This is a genomic window from Halobacillus sp. BAB-2008 (genome assembly GCF_000328325.1).
GTDB lineage: Bacteria > Bacillota > Bacilli > Bacillales > Halobacillaceae > Halobacillus.
The window spans coordinates 37766-59765 of sequence record NZ_ANPF01000029.1 but is presented as its reverse complement, the minus strand read 5'-3'; the positions used below and the strand labels follow the sequence as shown (position 1 = coordinate 59765).

General features: G+C 44.9%; 27 protein-coding genes. 20 read left to right on the top strand and 7 right to left on the bottom strand.

What is annotated here, in order from left to right; all coding sequences use genetic code 11:
• Positions 1-661, top strand: a 661-nt coding sequence (locus D479_RS08430) for a zinc-binding dehydrogenase (protein ID WP_039871148.1), incomplete at its 5' end; no start/stop codon positions are given.
• 37 nt (positions 662-698) lie between these two features.
• Here the strand turns inward: D479_RS08430 and murB are convergent.
• Positions 699-1619: a UDP-N-acetylmuramate dehydrogenase gene (gene murB, locus D479_RS08425; RefSeq protein ID WP_008635800.1), complete on the bottom strand. Its 921-nt coding sequence runs from the start codon at positions 1617-1619 to the stop codon at positions 699-701.
• A gap of 237 nt (positions 1620-1856) precedes the next feature.
• Between murB and D479_RS20165 the strand changes: the two genes are divergently transcribed.
• The 6 genes from D479_RS20165 (at position 1857) to hpaB (ending at position 9356) form a co-directional block, all read left to right on the top strand.
• On the top strand, positions 1857-2015 hold the full coding sequence (locus tag D479_RS20165) for a DUF1540 domain-containing protein (RefSeq protein WP_008635799.1): 159 nt from the start codon (positions 1857-1859) through the stop codon (positions 2013-2015).
• 182 nt (positions 2016-2197) lie between these two features.
• Positions 2198-3913: a dihydroxy-acid dehydratase gene (gene ilvD, locus D479_RS08420; RefSeq protein WP_039871144.1), complete on the top strand. Its 1716-nt coding sequence runs from the start codon at positions 2198-2200 to the stop codon at positions 3911-3913.
• Positions 3914-3976: 63 nt separating this feature from the next.
• The gene (locus tag D479_RS08415; protein ID WP_008635796.1) at positions 3977-4549 is read left to right on the top strand and encodes a histidine phosphatase family protein; all 573 of its coding nucleotides are present in this window, start codon (positions 3977-3979) and stop codon (positions 4547-4549) included.
• Positions 4550-4887: 338 nt separating this feature from the next.
• Positions 4888-6474, top strand: a complete 1587-nt coding sequence (gene aceB / locus D479_RS08410; RefSeq protein WP_008635794.1) for a malate synthase A — start codon at positions 4888-4890, stop codon at positions 6472-6474.
• A 15-nt stretch (positions 6475-6489) separates the two neighbouring features.
• Positions 6490-7782: an isocitrate lyase gene (gene aceA, locus D479_RS08405; RefSeq protein WP_008635792.1), complete on the top strand. Its 1293-nt coding sequence runs from the start codon at positions 6490-6492 to the stop codon at positions 7780-7782.
• 134 nt (positions 7783-7916) lie between these two features.
• Positions 7917-9356 carry a 4-hydroxyphenylacetate 3-monooxygenase, oxygenase component gene (hpaB, locus tag D479_RS08400; RefSeq protein WP_008635790.1) on the top strand — a complete coding sequence of 480 codons (1440 nt, stop codon included), beginning with the start codon at positions 7917-7919 and terminating at the stop codon, positions 9354-9356.
• Between the two features lie 21 nt (positions 9357-9377).
• On the opposite strand, the gene D479_RS21185 is transcribed toward hpaB, so the two are convergent.
• Positions 9378-9512: a hypothetical protein gene (locus D479_RS21185; protein WP_008635787.1), complete on the bottom strand. Its 135-nt coding sequence runs from the start codon at positions 9510-9512 to the stop codon at positions 9378-9380.
• A 128-nt stretch (positions 9513-9640) separates the two neighbouring features.
• Here D479_RS21185 and D479_RS08395 point away from each other — a divergent pair, with 128 nt between their 5' ends.
• A complete protein-coding gene (locus tag D479_RS08395; RefSeq protein WP_235601492.1) occupies positions 9641-9826 on the top strand; it encodes a YozQ family protein in 186 nt (61 codons plus the stop codon).
• A 4-nt stretch (positions 9827-9830) separates the two neighbouring features.
• Positions 9831-10094 (top strand): alpha/beta-type small acid-soluble spore protein, encoded by a 264-nt coding sequence (locus D479_RS08390; protein WP_008635784.1) that lies wholly within the window; start codon positions 9831-9833, stop codon positions 10092-10094.
• 45 nt (positions 10095-10139) lie between these two features.
• Here D479_RS08390 and D479_RS08385 read toward each other — a convergent pair whose 3' ends face one another.
• Together D479_RS08385 and D479_RS08380 are read right to left on the bottom strand one after the other, a co-directional pair.
• Entirely contained in the window at positions 10140-10595 is a 456-nt protein-coding gene (locus D479_RS08385; protein ID WP_008635782.1) for a flavodoxin, read from the bottom strand.
• Positions 10596-10599: 4 nt separating this feature from the next.
• Complete coding sequence (locus D479_RS08380; RefSeq protein WP_008635780.1) at positions 10600-10986, bottom strand: hypothetical protein; 387 nt, start codon at positions 10984-10986, stop codon at positions 10600-10602.
• Between the two features lie 150 nt (positions 10987-11136).
• Here D479_RS08380 and D479_RS08375 point away from each other — a divergent pair, with 150 nt between their 5' ends.
• Positions 11137-11730, top strand: coding sequence for a hypothetical protein (locus D479_RS08375; protein ID WP_008635778.1), 594 nt, complete (start codon positions 11137-11139; stop codon positions 11728-11730).
• Positions 11731-11804: 74 nt separating this feature from the next.
• Here D479_RS08375 and D479_RS08370 read toward each other — a convergent pair whose 3' ends face one another.
• Positions 11805-12563 carry a TrmB family transcriptional regulator gene (locus D479_RS08370; RefSeq protein ID WP_008635776.1) on the bottom strand — a complete coding sequence of 253 codons (759 nt, stop codon included), beginning with the start codon at positions 12561-12563 and terminating at the stop codon, positions 11805-11807.
• Positions 12564-12694: 131 nt separating this feature from the next.
• Between D479_RS08370 and D479_RS08365 the strand changes: the two genes are divergently transcribed.
• From D479_RS08365 to D479_RS08330, 8 genes are all read left to right on the top strand, one after another.
• Positions 12695-13867, top strand: coding sequence for an MFS transporter (locus tag D479_RS08365; protein ID WP_008635775.1), 1173 nt, complete (start codon positions 12695-12697; stop codon positions 13865-13867).
• Between the two features lie 75 nt (positions 13868-13942).
• Positions 13943-14125: a YfhD family protein gene (locus tag D479_RS08360; protein ID WP_008635774.1), complete on the top strand. Its 183-nt coding sequence runs from the start codon at positions 13943-13945 to the stop codon at positions 14123-14125.
• A 125-nt stretch (positions 14126-14250) separates the two neighbouring features.
• The gene (locus tag D479_RS08355) at positions 14251-15060 is read left to right on the top strand and encodes a VLRF1 family aeRF1-type release factor (RefSeq protein WP_008635773.1); all 810 of its coding nucleotides are present in this window, start codon (positions 14251-14253) and stop codon (positions 15058-15060) included.
• Positions 15061-15224: 164 nt separating this feature from the next.
• Positions 15225-15530: an antibiotic biosynthesis monooxygenase gene (locus tag D479_RS08350; RefSeq protein ID WP_008635772.1), complete on the top strand. Its 306-nt coding sequence runs from the start codon at positions 15225-15227 to the stop codon at positions 15528-15530.
• A complete protein-coding gene (locus D479_RS08345; RefSeq protein WP_008635771.1) occupies positions 15527-15895 on the top strand; it encodes a hypothetical protein in 369 nt (122 codons plus the stop codon). The genes D479_RS08350 and D479_RS08345 overlap by 4 nt, the downstream gene beginning before the upstream one ends.
• Positions 15896-15900: 5 nt before the next feature.
• On the top strand, positions 15901-16560 hold the full coding sequence (locus tag D479_RS08340; protein ID WP_008635770.1) for a B12-binding domain-containing protein: 660 nt from the start codon (positions 15901-15903) through the stop codon (positions 16558-16560).
• Complete coding sequence (locus tag D479_RS08335) at positions 16547-17311, top strand: STAS domain-containing protein (protein ID WP_008635765.1); 765 nt, start codon at positions 16547-16549, stop codon at positions 17309-17311. Before D479_RS08340 ends, D479_RS08335 begins: the two co-directional genes overlap by 14 nt.
• A gap of 89 nt (positions 17312-17400) precedes the next feature.
• Positions 17401-17607 (top strand): cation transporter, encoded by a 207-nt coding sequence (locus D479_RS08330; RefSeq protein WP_008635764.1) that lies wholly within the window; start codon positions 17401-17403, stop codon positions 17605-17607.
• 35 nt (positions 17608-17642) lie between these two features.
• Here the strand turns inward: D479_RS08330 and D479_RS08325 are convergent, their stop codons facing one another.
• Complete coding sequence (locus D479_RS08325; protein WP_008635763.1) at positions 17643-17972, bottom strand: spore coat protein; 330 nt, start codon at positions 17970-17972, stop codon at positions 17643-17645.
• An 11-nt stretch (positions 17973-17983) separates the two neighbouring features.
• A complete protein-coding gene (locus D479_RS08320) occupies positions 17984-18247 on the bottom strand; it encodes a hypothetical protein (protein WP_008635762.1) in 264 nt (87 codons plus the stop codon).
• A gap of 214 nt (positions 18248-18461) precedes the next feature.
• Here D479_RS08320 and D479_RS08315 point away from each other — a divergent pair, with 214 nt between their 5' ends.
• Both D479_RS08315 and D479_RS08310 read left to right on the top strand, forming a co-directional pair.
• Complete coding sequence (locus D479_RS08315; RefSeq protein ID WP_008635761.1) at positions 18462-19379, top strand: proline dehydrogenase; 918 nt, start codon at positions 18462-18464, stop codon at positions 19377-19379.
• 210 nt (positions 19380-19589) lie between these two features.
• The gene (locus D479_RS08310) at positions 19590-21977 is read left to right on the top strand and encodes a 3-hydroxyacyl-CoA dehydrogenase/enoyl-CoA hydratase family protein (RefSeq protein ID WP_008635760.1); all 2388 of its coding nucleotides are present in this window, start codon (positions 19590-19592) and stop codon (positions 21975-21977) included.
• The last annotated feature ends 23 nt before the right edge of the window (positions 21978-22000 follow it).

Here is a 22000-nt window from a genome sequence, read left to right as displayed (position 1 = left end):
TCTGTCCCGCATTCCGTCGGGAGTGTCTTTTGCTGAAGCGGCTGCTCTTCCTACCGCTGGATATACGGCTTACCAGGCTGTCCATCGGAAGCTTCCTTTAGATCGTGTGAATTCTCTCTTGATTCACGCCGGGGCTGGAGGAGTAGGTGGATTCGCTGTTCAACTGGCCAAAATGGCAGGCAAGACCGTTTATACGACAGCATCGGAACACAACCATGAATATGTCCGTTCTTTAGGGGCTGATGGAGTCATTGATTATCGTCAGGAAGATGTTCATACCAAGATTATGGAATGGACAGAGGGACGAGGGGTGGATGCGGTTATTGATACGGTCAGCCGGGATAATGCAACGGCCTCTCTTGATTCCATTGCCTATATGGGGCATATCGTTTATATAGCGGGTGCACCTGATTTCACAAAGGTTAAGCCGTTCACCAGTGTCGTTTCTTATCATGAAGTGGCATTGGCTGCCAATCATAAAGCTGGTCGGGAAGCAAGAAAAGATCTCGGTATGATGGGAGATGCTATGCTCCGATTCGTTGCCGATAAGAAACTCTCTCCAATGCTGAAGGATACTGTTGCCATGGAAGAAGTTCCGGCTGCACTGGAAAGGCTGTCTGAGAGACACGTTAATGGAAAACTTGTAGCGGTGTGGAAATAATAGAAAAAAGGCTGTGCAGCTGCACAGCCTTCTTTTTTTATTCTTTATCTTCTCCGATAATCCGTACTTCCCTTTCCAATTCCACGCCGAACTTCTGCTTCACTGTTTTCTGTACGTGCTCGATGAGGGAGATATAATCGGAGGTGGATGCATTATCTTTATTGACGATAAAACCGGCATGTTTCTTGGAAACTTCCGCTCCACCGATGTTCGTACCTTGAAGGTCGCTGTCCTGAATCAGCTTTCCTGCGAAATATCCAGGCGGACGTTTGAATACACTTCCGCACGAAGGGTATTCCAACGGCTGCTTCGATTCACGCTTGTAAGTCAGGTCGTCCATGACTTCTTTGATTTCTTCGTAGGACGCAGGTTTTAAGTGGAACGTCGCTTCTACTACGATGTCCCCGTTTGCAGCAATATTGCTGGTCCTGTAATCAAGGTCCAGCTCGGAAGCGAGTCGTTTCACGAGGTTTCCTTCTTTGTCAACAACGTAGGCGTAGTCAAGCACATCCTTGACCTCCCCGCCATAGGCTCCTGCATTCATATACAAGGCTCCTCCGACGGTACCTGGAATGCCGCAGGCGAATTCTAAACCGGACAATTTCTCCTCCAAAGCGAAGCGGGAGGCATCAATGATTCGTGCTCCACTCTGTGCGACAAGAACGCCGCCTTCAGAAGAAATGTTGTCCAGATGCTTCAAGTTGATTACAATGCCGCGAATGCCGCCGTCTTTAATAATTAAATTAGATCCATTACCCAGGAGTGTCAGGGGAATATCCTCCTCGTTGGACAACCGGACGACGTGCTGCACTTCCTCGAAAGTCGTCGGAGTGATAAAGAAGTCCGCCTTCCCTCCAAGCTTCGTATATAGATGATCTTTGAGCATCTCGTCGACTTTTACATTGTCTTCTTTCACGAGATCCAAAAGTTTATGGTACAGCTTTTCCTTTTTATTCATAAAAAAACACCATTCCTATTTGAGATGTATTCCTTCCAAACCATTCGTTCCAAAGCGCACTTATTCTCCTACCAGTTTATGAAGGGCGATAAGGAAACGTTCAATAAGCGATATAATCACGATATTTATTCTAACATAAATGACCGTAGTAGTTGGGTAGGAATTTGTTTGGGCGTATTTGGCACGAATAGGCGTGTGCACACAAGGCAATCTATGTCTGTAAGGGAGGTGTGTAAGATGGCCCTTGATGTCAGATGCGAAGTACGCAACTGTGTACACAACCGGGACGGCAAAGCCTGTGGTGCAGATGAAATTTTTGTCGTCAGCCACTCTGGAAAGAAAGCCAGTGACAGCAAAGAAACAGATTGTAAGACGTTCGAACCTGCGAGTTTGTAATGTTGAGAAGGCCTGCTTTTGACAGCAGGCTTTTTTTTCATTTTTTTCGGAAGAAGAAAGCGCTTAACCAATGCTGAAAGTTCCTTATTTTCTGAAAAGTCATTGCCATTTCATGCTCTTGTTAGTATCATCATGGTAAGTTGTTTTCATAAGAAAAATCGACAAGAAATTCATAAGCCAGGATGGAAAGGGTGTCAGCATTGGAGAAGACAAAAAAAGATTTACGGATAAAGAGTAAAGTCATCAGTGAAGGTGTAAACAGAGTTCCAAACCGCTCGATGCTGCGTGCAGTCGGATTTACAGACGAAGATTTCAAAAAGCCGATGATCGGTATTGCCAGTACTTGGAGTGAAGTGACTCCGTGTAACGTACATATAGATAAATTGGCACGGGAAGCCAAGGACGGGGCGCGCGATAACGGAGGCGCACCGATGATATTCAATACGATTACCGTTGCAGATGGTATTGCTATGGGACATGAGGGAATGTTCTACTCCCTTCCAAGTCGTGAAGTGATCGCAGATTCCATTGAAACCGTAACGAATGCCGAGCGTCTAGACGGTATCGTTGCCATAGGCGGTTGTGACAAGACGACTCCGGGGTGTCTTATTTCCATTGGTAGAATGAATATTCCTTCCGTCTATGTATACGGAGGAACCATACAGCCGGGTAAATTGAATGGTAAAGACATCGATATCGTTTCCTCTTTCGAAGCAGTCGGCCAATATCACGAAGGAACAATCGGAGAGGAAGAGCTGCACAAAGTAGAGTGTCATGCCTGTCCAGGCGCCGGTGCATGTGGAGGTATGTACACAGCTAATACTATGGCTTCAGCCGTGGAAGCTCTTGGAATGAGTATTCCAGGTTCTTCTTCTACGCCTGCAGTGAATGACTATAAAGAATCAGAATGTAAACAGGCTGGAGAATTGGTCATTGAACTGTTGGAGAAAGATATCTATCCTCGAGACATTATGACAAAAGAAGCGTTTGAGAACGCTATTACCGTCGTTATGGCTCTTGGGGGATCCACCAATGCGTTTCTTCACCTGCTGGCCATTGCCCATTCAGCCGGTGTCGACTTGACGCTGGATGACTTTGAGCGGGTCAGACAGGAAGTTCCTCACATTGCTGATATGAAGCCGAGCGGTAAATACGTCATGCAGGACCTTTACGAGGCGGGTGGCGTACCTGCAGTTATGAAGCTTCTTCTTGAAGAAGGGCTGCTTCATGGGGATTGTCTGACAGTAACAGGTAAAACGGTGGCAGAGAACCTTGCGGAGGTTCCTTCTTTGAAAGAAGGCCAGCAGGTCATCGTACCGTTTGATAAACCGATTAAACCTAAAGGCCCATTGGTTGTCATGAAGGGGAATCTGGCACCGGAAGGCGCTGTTGCAAAAATGTCCGGTCAGAAGATCAGCCGCTTTGAAGGGCCTGCCCGTGTCTTTGACGGAGAGGACGCAACGACAGAAGCTATCGTTAATGATGAAGTAAAAGCCGGAGATGTGATCGTAATTCGCAATGTAGGACCAAAGGGCGGACCTGGAATGCCGGAAATGCTTTCTATTACAGCGATGATTGTCGGGAAAGGTTTAAATGGGAAAGTCGCTTTAATGACAGATGGACGCTTTTCCGGAGGATCCCACGGGTTCGTCATCGGACACGTGGCTCCGGAAGCATATGTAGGTGGACCTATCGGTCTTCTGCAGGACGGTGACATCATCACCATTGACAGTGACACGCAGCAGATCAATGTCGATCTCAGCGAAGAAGAGTTCGAACGTCGCAGACAGGAGTGGACGAAACCGGAGCCCAAGCATACATCCGGGGTTCTTGCCAAGTATGCCCGTCTCGTATCTTCTTCTGCAAAAGGTGCGGTAACAGATTTAGATTTGGAATAAACCTAGACAAGGGATCGTTGTTCAGACGATCCCTTATTTTATTTGCAGAGAGGAGCAGTCCAATTGAAGGTATTACTAATTAGACACGGTGTTACCTCATGGAATAAAGAAAAGAGGGCGCAAGGGTCGGCGGATATCCCATTGGATGAAGAAGGGAAAGCCCAGGCACGGATGCTTGCCGCCCGTCTCAAAGGGGAGAAATGGGATGTTCTATGTGCCAGTCCGTTATTACGGGCAGTGGAAACTGCCGAAATTATTCAGTACAGCGTCGGTGCCCCCGTTTTTTATACCGATGAAAGGCTTAAAGAAGTGGACGGCGGTCAAATCGAAGGAACGACGGAAGAAGAGCGGGTGGCCCGCTGGGGGAAAGAATGGCGAGGGATCGACCTTGGAATAGAGAAGCCGGATAAGATCATGGAGCGTACGCAAGACTTTATGGCCGCTCTATTAAATAAGTCAAAAGGAAAACGGGTGATCGTCGTCACACACGGAGGCTGGATTGGGAACTGGTTGAAAGCAGAAGAAGTGGAAGGTGTGGAAGGGAATCTGGATAATACATCATTGACCGAACTGGAGTGGCGAGACGGAAACTGGCTGTGCCACACCTTCAACTGCGTCCGACATTTATCTGATTGAGCGGTCCCTTTTAAGGGATCGCTTTTTTGTGTGGAAATGCCTAAATAGAAATTTCTTCAAAAAAGGGTTGCATAATCCATCAACCGAATATAAACTGTTACATAACAGATAAACAAAATACAATCTGTTATAAAAGAGGAGGAATTATAATGAACAAGCAGAAGAAACAAACCGGTACCCTTTGTCCGCAGTGTGGTAGTAACGTGGAAGGACATATCTATACTTATATGATGGAATGTGATCGCTGCCTTTCTAAGAAAGAGGAATAGCATGCACTTTCTGTTATATAACAATCGTAAAATTAATTTAATGTTTTATTACAGTTGAGGGGGAGAAGGATGGAAATAGAATTGTCGGGAATATCCTGTACAGGGCTCATGGAGGAGCGTTTTGAAGTAGTCCTTTCCGATGGTGCTGTGCAATTTTTACAACAGCTCCATGAACGTTTTAATGACAGACGACAGGAATTGCTTCAAAAGAGGAGGGAAAGGGAGGATCTTCTGGAGAAAGGAGAGCTTCCTGACTTTCTTGAAGAGACCGAATCCATAAGAAGATCTGATTGGAGAGTAAGTCCGGTCCCGAAGGATTTAGAGGATCGTCGTGTGGAGATGACAGGGCCCGTAGACAGAAAAATGATCATTAACGGATTGAATTCAGGAGCAAAAGTTTTCATGGCCGACTTCGAAGATGCCCATTCTCCGACTTGGTCAAACACGATAAACGGGCAGATCAACTTAATGGACGCGGTGAATCGGGATATACGATTTACGAACGAATCGGGTAAAGTTTACCAGCTCCATGATAATCCGGCTGTTCTCATGGTCCGACCGCGCGGCCTTCATTTGGATGAAAAGCATCTGTTGTATAACGGGGCACCGATGGCGGCGAGCTTCGTAGATTTTGGTCTCTACATGTATCACAATGCAAGAAAGCTCATCCAAGCCGGGTCCGGCCCTTATTTTTATTTGCCGAAACTTGAAAGTCACCTGGAGGCAAGATTATGGAACGATGTATTTCTATTTGCGCAGGAATTCCTTGGCATAAGCCGTGGGACAGTGAAAGCGACGGTGCTGATTGAAACGATCATGGCAGCATTTGAAATGGATGAAATTCTCTATGAGCTGAAAGAACATTCAGCAGGTCTCAACTGTGGGCGCTGGGATTATATTTTCAGCTACTTGAAGAAGATGAAAAGCCGGGATGTTGTCCTCCCGGATCGGTCCACTATTACAATGACCGTGCCATTTATGCGGGCTTATTCCCAACTGACTATTCAAACCTGTCATAGAAGAAAGATTCATGCTATGGGAGGGATGGCTGCCCAAATACCCGTGAGAGATGATGCAAACCTAAACGCACTTGCCTTTGAAAAAGTCAGGAAGGATAAGGAGCGAGAGGTGAAGGATGGTCACGACGGGACGTGGGTCGCCCACCCGGGCATGGTACAGACTGCCATGGATGTTTTTAACAAATATATGCCTTCCAATAATCAAATCGACAGGCAGGATGAATGGAAGTCGATCACAAGAGAACAGTTGTTGGAAGAACCTGTAGGCGATATATCCGAAGGTGGGCTCCGGCTGAATATAAATACAGGCATTCAATATGTTGCTTCCTGGCTGTCAGGGCGAGGTGCGGCACCAATTCACCACTTGATGGAAGATGCCGCTACTGCAGAAATTTCGAGAGCTCAAGTATGGCAGTGGATTCGTCATCCAAGAGGAGTGCTTATGGATGGACGTGAGATAACACTTGCGTTGTATCATTCTCTGAAAGAGGAAGAAATGAATACGATTCGCAGGGAAGTGGGCGAAGATGTATTTAAGAAAGGCCGGTTTGAAGAAGCCGGGGATTTGTTTGATGAGTGGACAGAGCAGGAGGAACTGGAAGAGTTTCTGACTTGGAAAGCTTATGAAAAATTATAAGGGGGATGAGAGGTTATGAAGGAAAGAGCGGAGCGTTTGCAGCGGACATGGGAAAATGAGGATAGGTGGAAGGGTGTCAATAGACCGTATACAGCAGAAGAGGTTATCAAACTGCGCGGGTCCTTGGATATTCAACATACCCTTGCAGCAAGAGGTGCTGATAAGCTTTGGGGGATGTTGAAGGAAGATGGATATGTTCATGCTCTTGGAGCCTTGACAGGAAATCAAGCTATGCAGCAGGTGAAAGCAGGTTTAAAAGCAATCTATCTTAGCGGATGGCAGGTAGCAGCGGACGCAAATCTTTCCGGGCATATGTATCCGGATCAAAGCCTGTATCCTGCGAACAGCGTTCCGCAAGTGGTGAAGAGAATCAATCAGGCGCTTCAACGGGCTGATCAGATCCACCATATGGAGGGAGATAACTCTATTGATTGGTTTGCTCCGATTGTCGCTGATGCGGAAGCGGGATTTGGAGGGCAGCTGAACGTTTTTGAGCTAATGAAAGGCATGATTGAAGCGGGAGCATCGGCTGTCCATTTTGAAGATCAGCTTTCTTCCGAGAAAAAATGTGGTCATCTCGGTGGAAAGGTGCTCTTACCGACGCAGACAGCTGTGAAAAACCTTATCTCTGCAAGGCTTGCCGCAGACGTGATGGGGGTCCCAACCATCATTATTGCTCGAACGGATGCGAATGCAGCAGAGTTGATTACCAGCGATATTGACGGAGAAGACGCAGCCTTCCTGACAGGAGAGCGGACACCGGAAGGATTCTTTAAAACAAAAGCAGGTATTGACCAGGCCATTGCCAGGGGGCTTGCTTATGCTCCTTACGCGGACTTGATCTGGTGCGAAACATCGGAACCGAACTTGGAGGAAGCGCGAAGGTTTGCGAATGCGATTCATGAGCAGTATCCCGGAAAGCTGCTTGCTTATAACTGCTCTCCTTCGTTTAATTGGAAGAAAAAGCTGAAAGACGAGACGATAGAACACTTTCAAGAACAGCTTGGCGAAATGGGGTATAAGTTCCAGTTTGTTACCCTTGCCGGTTTCCATTCTTTAAATCATGGAATGTTCGAGCTTGCCAGGCAATATAAAGATCGAGGAATGGCGGCTTATTCTGAACTGCAGCAGGCGGAATTCGCCAGTGAAGTTCACGGTTATTCTGCTACAAGGCATCAGCGGGAGGTGGGAACCGGCTATTTTGATGAAGTCGCTCAGGTAATAACAGGAGGCACTTCTTCGACAACCGCTTGGAAAGGTTCCACAGAGGCAGAGCAATTCACAGAAGAGCCGATAGCGAAAAGGTGAGTATGAAACACAAACATCTGCTTGGTTAAGCAGATGTTTGTGTTCTTTCTTATTTACATAGGCACATCTCCTCGTTTATTTAATATGGTAGGGTATCAACATATTTAATCTGTGCAAAGACATGGAGTGATATCATGCCGGTAATAACAGGCGAGGAGTATAAACGGCGGTTGGATGCTATGAAGACGGACGTACGGATGGAAGGCGGACGCTTGAAAGGTAAGATTTCGGAACATCCGGCTTTCCGGGGCGTCATCCAAACGCAGTCCGAACTATACGATTTACAACACCATCCTGATTGGAAGGATACATTAACCTATACATCAGAAACTTCGGGAAATGCGATCGGACTTTCCTATTTAATACCGAAATCGCGGGGGGATTTGGAGAGAAGGCGGACGATGGTCCAGCATTGGGCGAGGCACACCGGTGGCGTATTGGGCAGAAGCCCTGATTATATGAACACTGTGCTTGCAGCCTTCGCCGCTTCGGTCGATCTTCTGGACGGAGAAGAAAACTGTTATCCGGAACGTCTGCTTCGTTTTTATGAATATGCTCGGGAGAACGATTTATCATTCACTCATACGTTTGTGAATCCTCAGAGCAACAGAGGAAAACTTGCTTTCCTTGAAGAAGATGTCACGAATGCCAGAATTGTGGACCGTACGGAAGCAGGATTAGTAATGAAAGGAGCGAAGCTGCTGGCTACACAGGGCGGGATGACAGATGAATTGATTGTTTTCTCTGCTCCCGGCGCCGTGGATAATTCTCACGCCTATGGTTTTTCTATACCTAGTGACACAAAGGGACTGACGTTCATATGCAGGGAATCCTTTACCAGCGAAGGTTCTGCCTTCGATTACCCGCTCTCTTCCAAATATGCAGAAATGGATACCATCGTTTTGTTCGACGACGTCATCGTACCATGGGAGCGTGTTTTCTTTCATGACAATCTAAGAGCTGCGACCCAGATGTACGTGAAAGGAAAGTTTGTACCGTTTACCTTGCACCAAATTGTTTCGAGGCAGGTGGTGAAATCAGAATTCATGCTTGGCATTGCTCAGCGGATTGTTGATACAATCAACATCGAAGAATACCAGCACGTGCAGAGCAAAGTAGTGGAAATTGTAAAAGGAGTACAGACACAGAAGGCGCTCCTGCTGCTGTCGGAACAGGAAGCAGAAGTAGATGCTACGGGTATCATGGTTCCTTCCCGCCAGCCGTTGTACGTAGCGATCAACAACTTTCAGGAATTCTATCCCAGGTTCTCTGAAATTGTGCAGTTGTTGGGAGCAAGCGGTCTAATGTCGATTCCAAAGGAGAAAGAATTCCTTTCTGAAACAGGCGAACGTTTAAACCATTATTTACAGGGTGTGGACGTAAAAGGGAAGGAACGCGTCGCGTTATTCCGTCTGGCGTGGGATATGACAATGAGCAGCTTTGGAGCAAGACAGACGCTTTACGAGCGTTTCTTTTTCGGGGATCCGATTCGATTGTCACAATCCATCTACGCGCTTTACGATGATGAAAACTCCCAGGAACTTGTTTCGAAGTTTCTTCCTGAAGAAAGCTGACCTGTAAGGGTCAGCTTTTTATCATTTTGTATTTGCTTTTTTCGCTTTTTGTTCCAGTTGGGAGTCAGGACGTTGATCTGCTGCATCCTCTGACATGCCTTGAGGGTTCACGGTCTTTTTTCGGACTCCTTTGTGAGCGTTACTTTTGTTACTCATTTCTATACACCTCCGTAATTAGTATGAGGGTTTGCAGAATTTTTATAAGAGGAGAAATCAGGGGGAGGAACCATGGAATGTTTTCTGAACTTTTAGCGGAAGCTATGGAAAACAAGGAGGGAAAAGGGATGACAAACAAGAGAAAAGAACGTCCTTCACAGGAAGAAGACAGCAGCGGTTTGGCTGTGACAGAGGAGCAGGTTTCCGATACGTTGACGGAAGGCACGATAGAAGCGGAAATAGACCAAGTCGATGATCAAGGTCATTTAATCAGCCACCATGGAGAGAAAATCCGCGGAAAGAATCACAGGTGAGAATATGCCAAACAGAAAGCGGATATTAGTTCCGGAAGCGAGAGCTGGACTGGATCAACTGAAGAAAGAAGTAACAAGAAGCAGCACCGCAGACCGAGCGAAGTTTGAAGTGGCGGAAGAATTGGGTATTCCTTTGAGAGAAAAAGGGAACGGTGATTTGTCTACAAAAGATGCCGGTCGTATAGGCGGGAGAATAGGTGGAGGAATGATTAAAGAGATGATCCGCCGGGCACAAATGGAGCTTCAGCATAAGAATACAGAAGAATAAAAATAAAACAGCGAACGGAAGAGGTCCGCACCTCTTCCGTTTTTGTTATACGCCGACTTTCATGAGATAGTGAGAGACGCGTTCTGCAAATACCTTGCATTTGTTGACATCTTCTTCCGAGTCGGGAGTCATTTCAATTTCCAGGCCGTCTTGAATAATGGCTGCTCCGTTTGCTTTCAACTGTGCCTGCAGCAAGTGAACGGCTTCACAGAACTGTGGATAGATCCTGTCACCGGAACCGAAGACTGCTCCGTGCACCTCTCTCAGGTCATTCTCTGACAACTCCTCATAAAAATCCTCCACCTCATATGGTAGATCCCCGTCGTTCCAAGTGTAGGAACCGATTAATACACAATCAAAACCACGGAGTTCGGTAATTTCGGTTTCTTCAATTTCCTTCATAATCACTTCATAGTCATTTTTAAGATAAGAATGGATGATGTCCGCAATTTCTTCCGTATTTCCAGACATACTTGCATAACAGATCAAGATACGCGCCACTCTATCACTCCTTCAGCACTGGTGTGAATTCCGGGTGCAGAGCTTTGAAACGGTCGAAAGCTTTGGAATGTTGCAGGAATACTTCTTTCTCTTTCCTGTCCAGCGCTTCATTCACTTTATATTTGTGGTAGTTCATAGCGAGTGTCAGGTCCATCTTCGTATATAACGCTTGTTTCTCGTATAAATCATCAATAAAATGTGCGGCCATATAGAAAGGAGAAGAATCGTTCTTCTGAACGGCGATGTACCATCCTAATGAATCAACATAGAACGGATCCCCGGCAATATGTAACAGATCACCGTGCTGGAACCGGATAATTTCGTGACAGGAACAGTCAGTATTTCCTTTCTCGTAACGAAAAGGTTTATAAACAAACAATGTGCCTTCCATAATTAGGTCTCCCTTCGAGAAGTTATATTCAATATAATTGATAATGATTATCAATGTCAAATAGTTTTGAGTAAAAGTAACATGTTTTATTCTTCATTTTGGTATAATGGAGGTAATAAAGATGCTTTTTCATAGAGGTGATTCCTTGTGATGAAGATAGAGGATAAAGTGAGAGAGGTTGTCTTTGAAAATGGCAGGATCACAAATATACCGGAAGGATTCCGGTGTGTTGGGCAGGGAAGAAGTGCTGCCGTATTCCATGTTCAGGATTCTAATACAGCTGTCAAAGTTTTTTATCCGGAGTTCGCTGAACTTGCAGAAGTGGAAGCGGAGGTTTATGAAAGTTTAAATAACAGTGAGATGTTTCCTCTTTTTATTTCTCAGGGAAAAGGGTATCTCGTTATGGAATATCTGGAAGGAATGACCTTTTATGACTGTCTTGTGAGCGGTGTACCCATCACTGCAGAGATGGTCAAGCAGGTGGAAGAAGCGCTTCTGTTCGCCTGCAGCTTAGGTCTGAACCCTTCTGATATTCATTTAAAAAACATGCTGCTCACATCATCGGGGAAAGTGAAAGTCATCGATGTCGTCCGCTTTAAACAGGAGCAGGACTGCCCGCATTGGCGTGATTTGAAGAAAGCGTATGAGACGTATTATGTGAAGCCTTACATGCCTAAAAAGCTGCCCAGGTTCTTTATCGAGTGCATCATTCGCCTATATCGCAGGAGATTATTGCCGATTTAATGGATAAAAGGATCACAAAAAACCGCACATCCCAACGGGTGTGCGGTTTTACTTTATGAACGGGGATGAAGTACTTAATATCGAAGCTTCATCAAAATATTTTTGACCTCTTCATCTTCCATCAAGATGTCTTTATATTTTTCGGTGATTTCTGCCAGGGCGACATCATGGTAAAAATATTCCGTGAAAAATTTGACCAGTGGCTTGGAAAGCGTGTGTATCCCTTGAGATACTCCCGATTCGGAACCGGCGAACACCATCTCCTCGCTGTCAATAATGACAAGCTTGTGCCGTTCTAATGCTTCGTGCGTCTCGTTCGGGTGCAGAATATGCGATTGGAACATGGGTGCATCAAGGTCCCCTACAGAAAGAAGCTCCACCATTACGCCTTGCTCCGCTTTCCGCTCTAAATCTGTGACCAAAGAGGCCAATTCATCATTCCAGCCCGTAAGAAGAATGCTGTTAGTGGCTCGATCAATACATGCCTTCAAAAGCGCTGTAATGGATTGTTCATTTTCCATTGTCCAAACGCGCTCATCGGAGACAGGGAGCGTGTACTCCTTCGTTTTCAATTCTTCCAAGTTAGCTTCGAAGTCTGACGTCAGCTTTTCAATGGTCGTTTCAAGAGCAAGTGCTGTATATAATTTTCTTTTTCCGTGGAACGATGTGAGGATTAGGCCTTTCTCTTGAAGGCGTTGAAGGACTTCGTACACTTTGGACTTAGGAACTTGTGAATACTTTACAATGCTCGTTGCATCAAGTGGTTCACGGCTGGATGTTAATACTTCAAATACATTGCTTTCATATTGGGTGAAACCGAATTTCTGTAGCATGAATGTCTCCTTTATTTTGCTGTTACATAAATGATACACCGAACATCCGACTAACGTAAACATGACCTATTGTAATTGTCTCTCATTTTAGTTACCATCATAGTGGTAACTAAAATGAGAGGGTCGAAACTATGAACAAAAAAATTTACTTGCTGACAATTGTTGCCTTCGTAGTAGGAACGGTTGAATTAATTATCGGAGGAATTCTGGATCTTGTTGCGGCTGATTTACAGGTGTCAGTCGGAAGAGCCGGTTTGCTCATTTCCTTGTTTTCTATAGTATTCGCTGTCGCTTCACCGATCTTGTTGACTGAGACTGCCAATATGGAACGGAAGAAGCTGATGATCGTTACATTATTCATTTTCTTCCTGGGGAACTTGATCGCCTTTTGGAGTCCAAACTATACGATATTGATGTTGTCGCGGATCGTAACGGCTGCAAGCGGCTCCCTGTTGGTTGTACTGGCTATTACCATCGCCTCTTCCATTTCAGAACCTGCCTATAGAGGAAGAGCGATCGGAACAATTTTCATGGGAATCAGCGGTTCGCTTGTATTGGGCGTACCCATCGGCCTTACGATTGGGAATGCATTCGGTTGGAGGGCACCGTTCCTGTTGATCAGTGTTCTCACATTATTATCAATGGTGGCGGTCGCGGTATCCTTAGGTACGATAGCACCGAAGCCGATCATTTCTCTGAAAGATCAGATCCGTACTTTGAAAGACAATAAAATATGGACCGCCCAATTCACTTCTTTTCTGTTTTTGAGCGGACATTTAACTTTGTATGCGTATTTGACACCATTCTTGAAATCGGAGCTTGGCATGAACGGTACTTGGGTCAGTATCGTATATTTCGTATTCGGTGTAGCTGCCGTCCTGGGAGGCGGAGTAGGAGGATATTTATCCGACAAGTTCGGACCTGAGAAAAGCATCATTGGAATCATTGCTCTATTTGCTGTGGCTCTTTTCGTCATTCCACACGTCACATTTTCCTTGCCGCTTTTCCTTATCGTGCTTGTCATTTGGAGCGCACTCAGTTGGGCCGTTACTCCTGCTCAGCAAAACTATCTCGTTTCTACCGCTCCGGAAACGTCAGATATTCAGCAAAGCCTGAACAACTCCGCCCTTCATTTCGGAATTGCTTTCGGTTCTTCCGTGGGGAGTGTAGTTATTGAGCAGACCTCGGTCATTTATAATGCCTCTGTCGGTGGTGTCTTCGTACTTATTGCCCTTGGAACGGCTATTTTCTCGATTACAAGGGTGAAACCGGCGAAAAGGAAACAGCTCCTTCGATCTTCTTGATTTTTAAAGGAATCGAATAAATCCGTCGCCCCGGGCTCATACTAACATTGTTCCTAATTTAAGGAGGGGTTAGTCATGGGTAGAGACGATCACCGAAAAGGTAAAGGGAAACAGAAATATAAATTACCTCAAACTCCTAAGAACGAAAAACATCCTAATATTGATGTTGAGTTCTCAGAGGAACTAGCGGATCGGGAAGATAAAATTGCTCAAGAACGAAGCAAGGCCGCCGACCGCAGAGCACATCGACAGAAATAAATTGGAAACGGACATCCTCGGATGTCCGTTTTTTATGAAGTATTTCAAATGAAGTTTAACCCCTTTTTAATTTGGAAACATACGTACCATAAGCTCAAATAAACATATCGAAAGGGGTCTTTTGCATGAATTTGAATAAAGAACTAAAAAAATTAGAAGCTATTCATTTAGAAAAACCGGAAAAAGTTTTTACGATGTACTTAAACACCGATCCTTCCGATCCCGAGCAGCAAGGTGGAGAGTGGAAGATCCATCTTAAGAACGGTCTGAACAACTTCGAATCCTATCTTCAGGAAGACGGGGATTCTGATGAGAAAAGGAATTTCTGGGCGGTCAAAGAGAAAGTCCAACAATTTATCGAGGAAAACGAACAAAATTTCGCAAAAAGCGTCGTTCTTTTCGCTACAGGTGATGATACGATATGGTTCGCTGAACGCTTTCAAATGCCCGTAAAGACAGAGTTCTATTGGGAGGAAACGCCGCGTCTGGAACAGTTGAAGGAAATGAAGGATAAATTCCCGAAAACAGGAATCGTTTTGACTCAAAAGAATCAGATCAAATTAATCGATGCAGAGCTTGGAATGTTGAAAGATACCCAGCTGTTTGAACTGGATCTCGATACGGAAGATTGGCGCCAGCACCAGGGGCCGCACCAGGCTCAGCCTTCCATGGGTAAAGGCGGAGCGAAATCATCCAAGAAGGATGAGTTCCAGGAGCGGTTTGAAGCAAATCGCTACCGATGGTATAAGAGTGTAGCACCCAAGCTTGATAAACTCGCAAAAGATTATGAATGGGAACGATTGTATTTAGTCGGCCATAAAGAAGAATTGAAAGATCTGCAGGACAATATGAACAAATCGGCCGATGATATGGTAAACAAGAATCTTCTTGATCATGAAGAGACGCATGTCATTAAAGAAGTCGTTCCATCCTGAATAGTAAAAGTGCCTGGATGAACCCAGGCACTTTTTTTGCTTGTGATGAAGAAAGCAGGGGATGGAAGGGCAAAGGTGGAAGTAAATCTTTACATTATACATAGGTAAAATCAATATGATAAAATATTATTCAGAGAAAATAATTGAGAATGGGGAATTTTTAAATGTATGTAGTGGATTCCATGGTTGTAGTTCCAGAACATAAGGCGGAAGATTTAATTAATATATACCGAAAGCGCTCGAGGCTTGTAGATGAAGCGGAAGGATTTTTGTCTTTTCAACTCCTTCAGAACGACCGCAAGCCTGGTGAGTTAACGGTACACATGGAATGGGAATCAAAAGCGGCATATTTGGAATGGGTGCGCAGCGAGCAGTTCAGAAAAATCCACGAGCTGGAGAAGAAATACCCGGACGAAGAACTGCAGGGGATTGTACCTAAAGTCACGAAATATGAGGTGGTTGCGACATGAATCCGGAAGAGCAGAACCGGCTTGCTCGAAAAGTTACCGATGAAATTTATGAAGCTTATCCTTATTTGTGGGAGAAGTTCGGCCAGAACGGCCGGGAAAGAACAGAAGAGGACAACCATCATCATTTGGACCACCTCCAAGCAGCGTATGAAATGGATAGTGTCCATTTCTTCCTTGACTATACCTCCTGGTTAAATAACGTCCTCACATCCAGACAGGTCCCTACAGCGTTGATCATAGATAATTTTGAGAGACTGATACGGCTCCTTGAAGCAATGGAAGTAGATGATAAGGAGCAGAAAGAGCACTATATAGAATATTTGCAGCAGGCTTTACAGCATTTGGATATCCTTACGGAGAGGTGAACAGTTTGGAACTGCATCATGAGCGACTGGCCCGTTATTTCCTTGATGGAGATGAAGAGGCAGCGTTGCAATATATAAGGCAATTGCTAGAGGAACACCCCCGGGCATATTTGTACGAAGACATTTTGACACCCGCTATGTACTATATCGGTGAACTATGGGAGCGAAATGAAATATCCGTTGCGGATGAACATTTGGCAACGGCTATTTGTGATTTTGTCTTATCTAAATTGGAACAGGAAAAGAAGACCGATAAGAAATATAGAAATAAGAAATATAAAGCCCTGTTATTTGGTGTGGAAGAAGAACATCATTACATAGGTTTGAAAATGGTCGCTGAGACGTTTAAGGAACATGGTTGGCGTGTCCGGTATCTTGGGCCGAATTTGTCTCTGCAGCACGCTCTAGTCCAAATAGAAAAGTATCGCCCGGATGTAATCGGTATATCTGCAGCCTTGTCTTATCGTCTGCCAGCCATTAAGGATCTGGTCAACCATTTCACTATGTTGGATTGGAAACCATTTATTATGATTGGTGGACGGATGGCCGGCAAATATGACCTGAGCCAGCTGGAGTCGGATCAGTCTATGGTAATCAAAGACTTGAATCACTTGAACCAATGGTTTAAAGAGGGAAGGGATGAAGCAATAAATGAAACAAGTTGAACGTACATTCCCACTCCCTTATTTCATTATTAATAAAAACTACTTCGTCCAATCGTATTCCAAAGAAGCGGAACAGGCTTTTGGGAGACAGGAAAACCTGCTTGAATTATTAGATGAGGCAAGTGTACCAAAGGTGAAGAACTGGGTAACTCCGGAAGTTCAGAAATTATCCTTGGAAGTCCACTTAAAGCCGGAGGATGGTCAAGGGAATCCGCAAACATGTGACATGCATGTGAAATGGGAGAATGACATGTATGCGGAAGTACTTATTCTGACGAAAGATGAACAGTTGTCCAAGGTGACCAAAACACTGGATCAGCTCCGGTCACGTTTAAACGATACCAACTTCGAGCTGTTGGAAGAGAAAGAAAAGTTAGAAGATGCTATTGAAAACAGCAACCAATTGTCAGCCCCTTTCATCCGCCTTACAGCGGACACCGCACTAGTGCCGTTATTCGGAGATATCACCGCAGAGAAAATGTATTCGGTGGAAACGTCTATATTAAAGGCTGCGCAAAAGTCTGATATCGATCGTGTTTTGTTTGATTTTACAGCTGTTGGAGAAATGGAGCTGGAGGGCGCGGGTCTCCTGAAGAACATCATGATTTCCCTTCTTTATATGGGGGCAGAAGTTATGATTATAGGGATGCAGCCTGTCCAGGCACAAAGTTTTCAGATGCAGCACTTCCCTTCGAGTATCAAATATATGAACTCCCTGCAGCAAGCTGTACAAAAATACTGTGTGAAATGAGCGTTCCTAAGATAGGAATGCTTTTTTTATGTTATATTTTCCTTCCTTGTGGAATGGACCAGTATAGAGAAAGTGAAGGAGGAGTTTTCATGGAATTGACTTTGGAAGTGAATGGAATGTCTTGTGAGAAGTGCAGGGAATCGGTAAAAGACGCTCTTCAGACGTTAGAGGGGGTGCATGGTGTCGAGGTGCTTCTTGAGAGTGGAAAAGTTCATATCGCTTACGACGAAGCATATGTTTCAAAAGGACTGATGAAAGAAGCTGTGAGAGCGCAAGGATATGAAGCAGTAGGATAAAGAAAGCCCGGCGTTATACCGCCGGGCTTTCTCATTTACTGTACATTGTAAGGAAGTTGATTTTTGTATCCATTGAACTGTTGATAGGTCTGCTGAACTTTTTGTTGTTCCGCCTGTTCGACAGCATACCAGCCATTTTGAAACATCAGGTTATACAAGTTGCGCTGGCAGTCCTGTGTCTCTTTGAAAATCGTAGCTAAGTCCTGATAAAGGTTTTGATTGCTTGCTTCGTTCAAAGCGACATTATAAGAAGAAGTCATATACTTTTCGGTGGTTAATTGATCGTTCAGGAAATCTCTTTCATTCATCTGCGGCGTCTTTGGGACATTTGTTTCCGGGTTTTGAATCTTTTGAGACTGGTTCATCTTGGTCCTCCTTAGTTCAAGTTTTGTTTAGGGGCATTCAGATGGTTTAATAATTTATCGTAATGTCGTTGGTGCATTTGACCTGCAGCTTCAAGGGCAGCCTGAACTTCAGGTGTCTGACAATTTTGGGCGAAGAAGTGTGCTTTCTTACTTGCGTTTAAATTCCAGGAAAGCATGTCCGCTAAATACAGCTGATCCTTCGTAGAGACAATATCAGGTACCTGCGTCATCGGCTGCGCCTGTTGAATGGATTGATTCTGTTGCTGCTGTTGCATCTACATCATCCTCCTTTGGCTGTTTTGTTTAGTATGACCGGAAATAATAGTTCTATTTAGGGTGGGTTTTTATGGGAATATAAGGATAACATTGTCGAAATGAAGGTTCTTTTTATCCCTTTTTTTCTGTGTAAGTGATAAAATATAATTGCTAGCGATTACAAGACGGAAATATATAAATATTTTGATATTTTTGCTGGCAGGGGGTAATGGCATGGAAAAGATCCTTAAGAATTTCTTTTTATTTCTATCCAAAAACCGGTTCTTTACAAAGCTGGCAAAACGATACGGACTTCGCTTCGGAGCTGGAAGATTTGTTGCCGGAGAAACCATTGAAGCAGCTGTTCAAACGATCAAGGAACTGAATGACAAGGGAATGTCCGTCACAATCGATCACTTGGGGGAGTTTATCGACAGCAGATCGGAAGCTGTAGCAGCAGCGGAAGAGTGCATGGAAGCGATCCGTGCAATTGCTGATAACAAGCTTGATTCCCAACTATCCCTGAAGCTTACTTCCATGGGGATGGATATAGCCGATGATCTGGTTATGGATAATATGCGCCGGATATTGGATGTGGCTGAAGAAAAAGATGTATTTGTAACTATTGATATGGAGGACTTCGAGCGGTGTGAGAAGACGCTTGAGATTTTCAAAAAGCTGAGAGAGGATTATGATCATATTGGTACTGTTCTGCAGTCTTATTTGTACCGTACCGAGGAGGATATAAAAGCGCTGAATGCTTATAGTCCGAACCTTCGCCTTGTTAAGGGAGCCTATAAAGAATCAGCAAAAGTCGCTTTCCCTGAAAAGAAAGACGTAGACGAAAATTTAAAGAATATCATCCGTATACATCTCATGAATGGAAACTATACGGCTGTAGCGAGTCACGATGATGCGATCATTGATTATACGAAACAGCTGGTAGCGGAAAAGAAAATACCAAACGATCGCTTTGAATTTCAGATGCTTTATGGAATCCGCGTAGACCGTCAGGAAGAGCTTGTCAAAGAGGGATACAAGGTGAGAGTTTATGTGCCGTATGGAAATGATTGGTATGGGTACTTCATGCGCAGACTTGCAGAGCGTCCAGCCAATGTTGCATTCGTTTTAAAAGGCGTTTTTGGTAAATAAAGAGGGGTTTGTCAAGGGGCGAGATGCCGGTTTGATGGGGAGACTGGAGCCGCCCTTGCCCTCAATTGGAAGATCTTGTCCTTTTTTACGACAAAAGGATTGCGAAATATCTGAAAATATTTTATATTATACATAGATACGATTTTGTCGTACTTATTTTTTGATTTTAAAATGAATGACTGTTCATTCAAAATGACAGGGGGATTAGGAATGGCTCATAAAATCAAACGAGCAGCCGTGCTCGGTTCAGGAGTAATGGGGGCAGGTATTGCCGCTCATCTGGCTAACATAGGTATCCCGACACTTATGCTCGATATGGCTCCTAAGGAACTGACAGAAGCGGAGAAAAATCGTGGGTTGACGTTGGAAGATCGTACGGTCCGCAATCGGATTTCATCTGATAATAAACAGAAACTGTTGAAGCATAAACCGGCACCACTGACGAGTAAGCGTAACATGGATTTAATTGAAACAGGTAATTTTGAAGACGATTTAAGTAGGATTGCTGACGTGGACTGGGTAGTTGAAGTCGTCGTTGAAAATCTGGATATCAAGAAGAAGGTCCTTGCTGATGTGGACCGGTTTAGAAAACAGGGGGCAATTGTCAGTTCAAACACTTCGGGAATATCCATTGAAGCCATGGCGGAAGACTGCAGTGAAGATTTTCGAAGCCACTTTTTAGGAACGCATTTCTTCAATCCGCCTCGTTATTTAAAGCTGCTCGAAGTCATCCCGACAAAGGATACGGATCCGGAAGTTCTACAGTTCATGAAGACGTTTGGAGAAGATGTGCTTGGTAAAGGCGTAGTGGAAGCGAAAGATACACCGAACTTCATCGCCAACCGCATCGGAACATACGGGCTTTTGATCACCGTCCAGCAGATGCTTGAAAAAGGGTACAGTGTCGGGGAAGTGGACTCGGTCACGGGCCCGCTGATCGGTCGTCCGATAAGTGCAACGTTCCGAACCTTGGATGTCGTGGGTCTCGATACGTTCGCTCATGTGGCGAAGAATGTTTACGATCAAGTGGATGGAGAAGAGAAGCAGGCGTTTGAAATACCAGCCTTTATGAAACAGATGCTTGATAAAGGCTGGCTCGGATCTAAGAGTGGCCAAGGATTCTTTTTAAAGCAAAAAGGAGAAATCCTGCAGCTCAATCCTCAGACGATGGATTACGAACCGAGGGCGAAATTGAAAACGAGAGCAACGGAGGCTGCCAAACAGGAAAAAGGCACCAGCAGAAAGTTAAAGACACTGGTAGCAGCCAATGATGACCGGGCTGGAGATCTTGTTTGGTCTGTCTTGAAGCCGGTGCTTATCTATTCTGCTCAATTGGCTGGTGAAATTGCAGATGATATCGTTGCGATTGATAAAGCGATGAAGTGGGGATTCGGATGGGAATTGGGACCGTTTGAACTTTGGGACGCCATCGGACTCGAAGCATCGGTGAAGCGGATGAAGGACGAAGGAGATGCAGTTCCAGGTTGGGTCGAAGCCATGATTAAGGAAGGTAAGGAGAGCTTTTACAAACAGGAAAATGGAAACGTTTACTTTTATCACGAAGGAAACTACATCCAGCAGTCCTTCAACAAGAAGAACATTCATTTAAAGCGCCTGAAAGAGGGAAAAAACGTTATTAAAAAGAATGCCGGTGCGAGTCTGATTGATTTGGGAGACGGAGTGGCAGGTCTCGAATTCCACTCTCAAAGCAATTCGATCGGGCCGGATATTGTCCAGATGATCAATTATGCAGTGGAAGAGGTTGACAAAAATTTCGAGGGTCTTGTCCTTGGAAACCAAGGGAAGAACTTCTGCGTTGGTGCCAACCTTGGAATGATCCTGATGGAAGCCCAGGACTTTAACTTCTTCGAAATCGAAATGGTCGTGAAGAATTTTCAGGACAGTATGATGAGACTGAAGTATTCCGATAAACCGGTCGTTGCAGCACCATTCGGTATGACACTTGGAGGAGGAGCGGAAGTATGTCTGCCGGCTTCTGCCATCCAGGCATCTTCAGAAACCTATATGGGACTGGTGGAAACGGGAGTCGGACTGATTCCGGGCGGTGGTGGAAATAAAGAACTTTACATGAAACAACTGCGAAGTATTCCGAAAGATGTTGCCGTCGATTTACAGAAGGTCGCTGTAAGTGTGTTTGAAAAAATCGCCATGGCGAAGGTGTCGACCTCCGGAGAAGAAGCGAAGGAAAATGGATTCCTTGATCAGATGGATGCCATTAGTCCAAATGGGGATCACTTGATCCACGATGCGAAAGAGAAAGTACTTGGTCTTGCCGGGGCGGGATATACAGCTCCAAAACGGACGAAGGTTCCGGTTGCGGGTGAACAGGGGTACGCAACGATGCTGCTTGGTGCAAAGTCGCTGTTGTTAAGCGGCTATGCAAGTGAACATGATTTGAAGATTGCGGAAAAACTGGCGAACGTCCTGGCCGGCGGCCGGCTGAAAGAAGGCACACTTGTAGATGAGCAATATTTATTGGACCTTGAAAGAGAAGCATTCCTAAGCCTCGTCGGAGAACCGAAATCGCAGGCAAGAATGCAGCATATGCTTATGAAAGGTAAACCACTGCGTAACTAATCGTTTAAAAAGGGGGAAGGAAC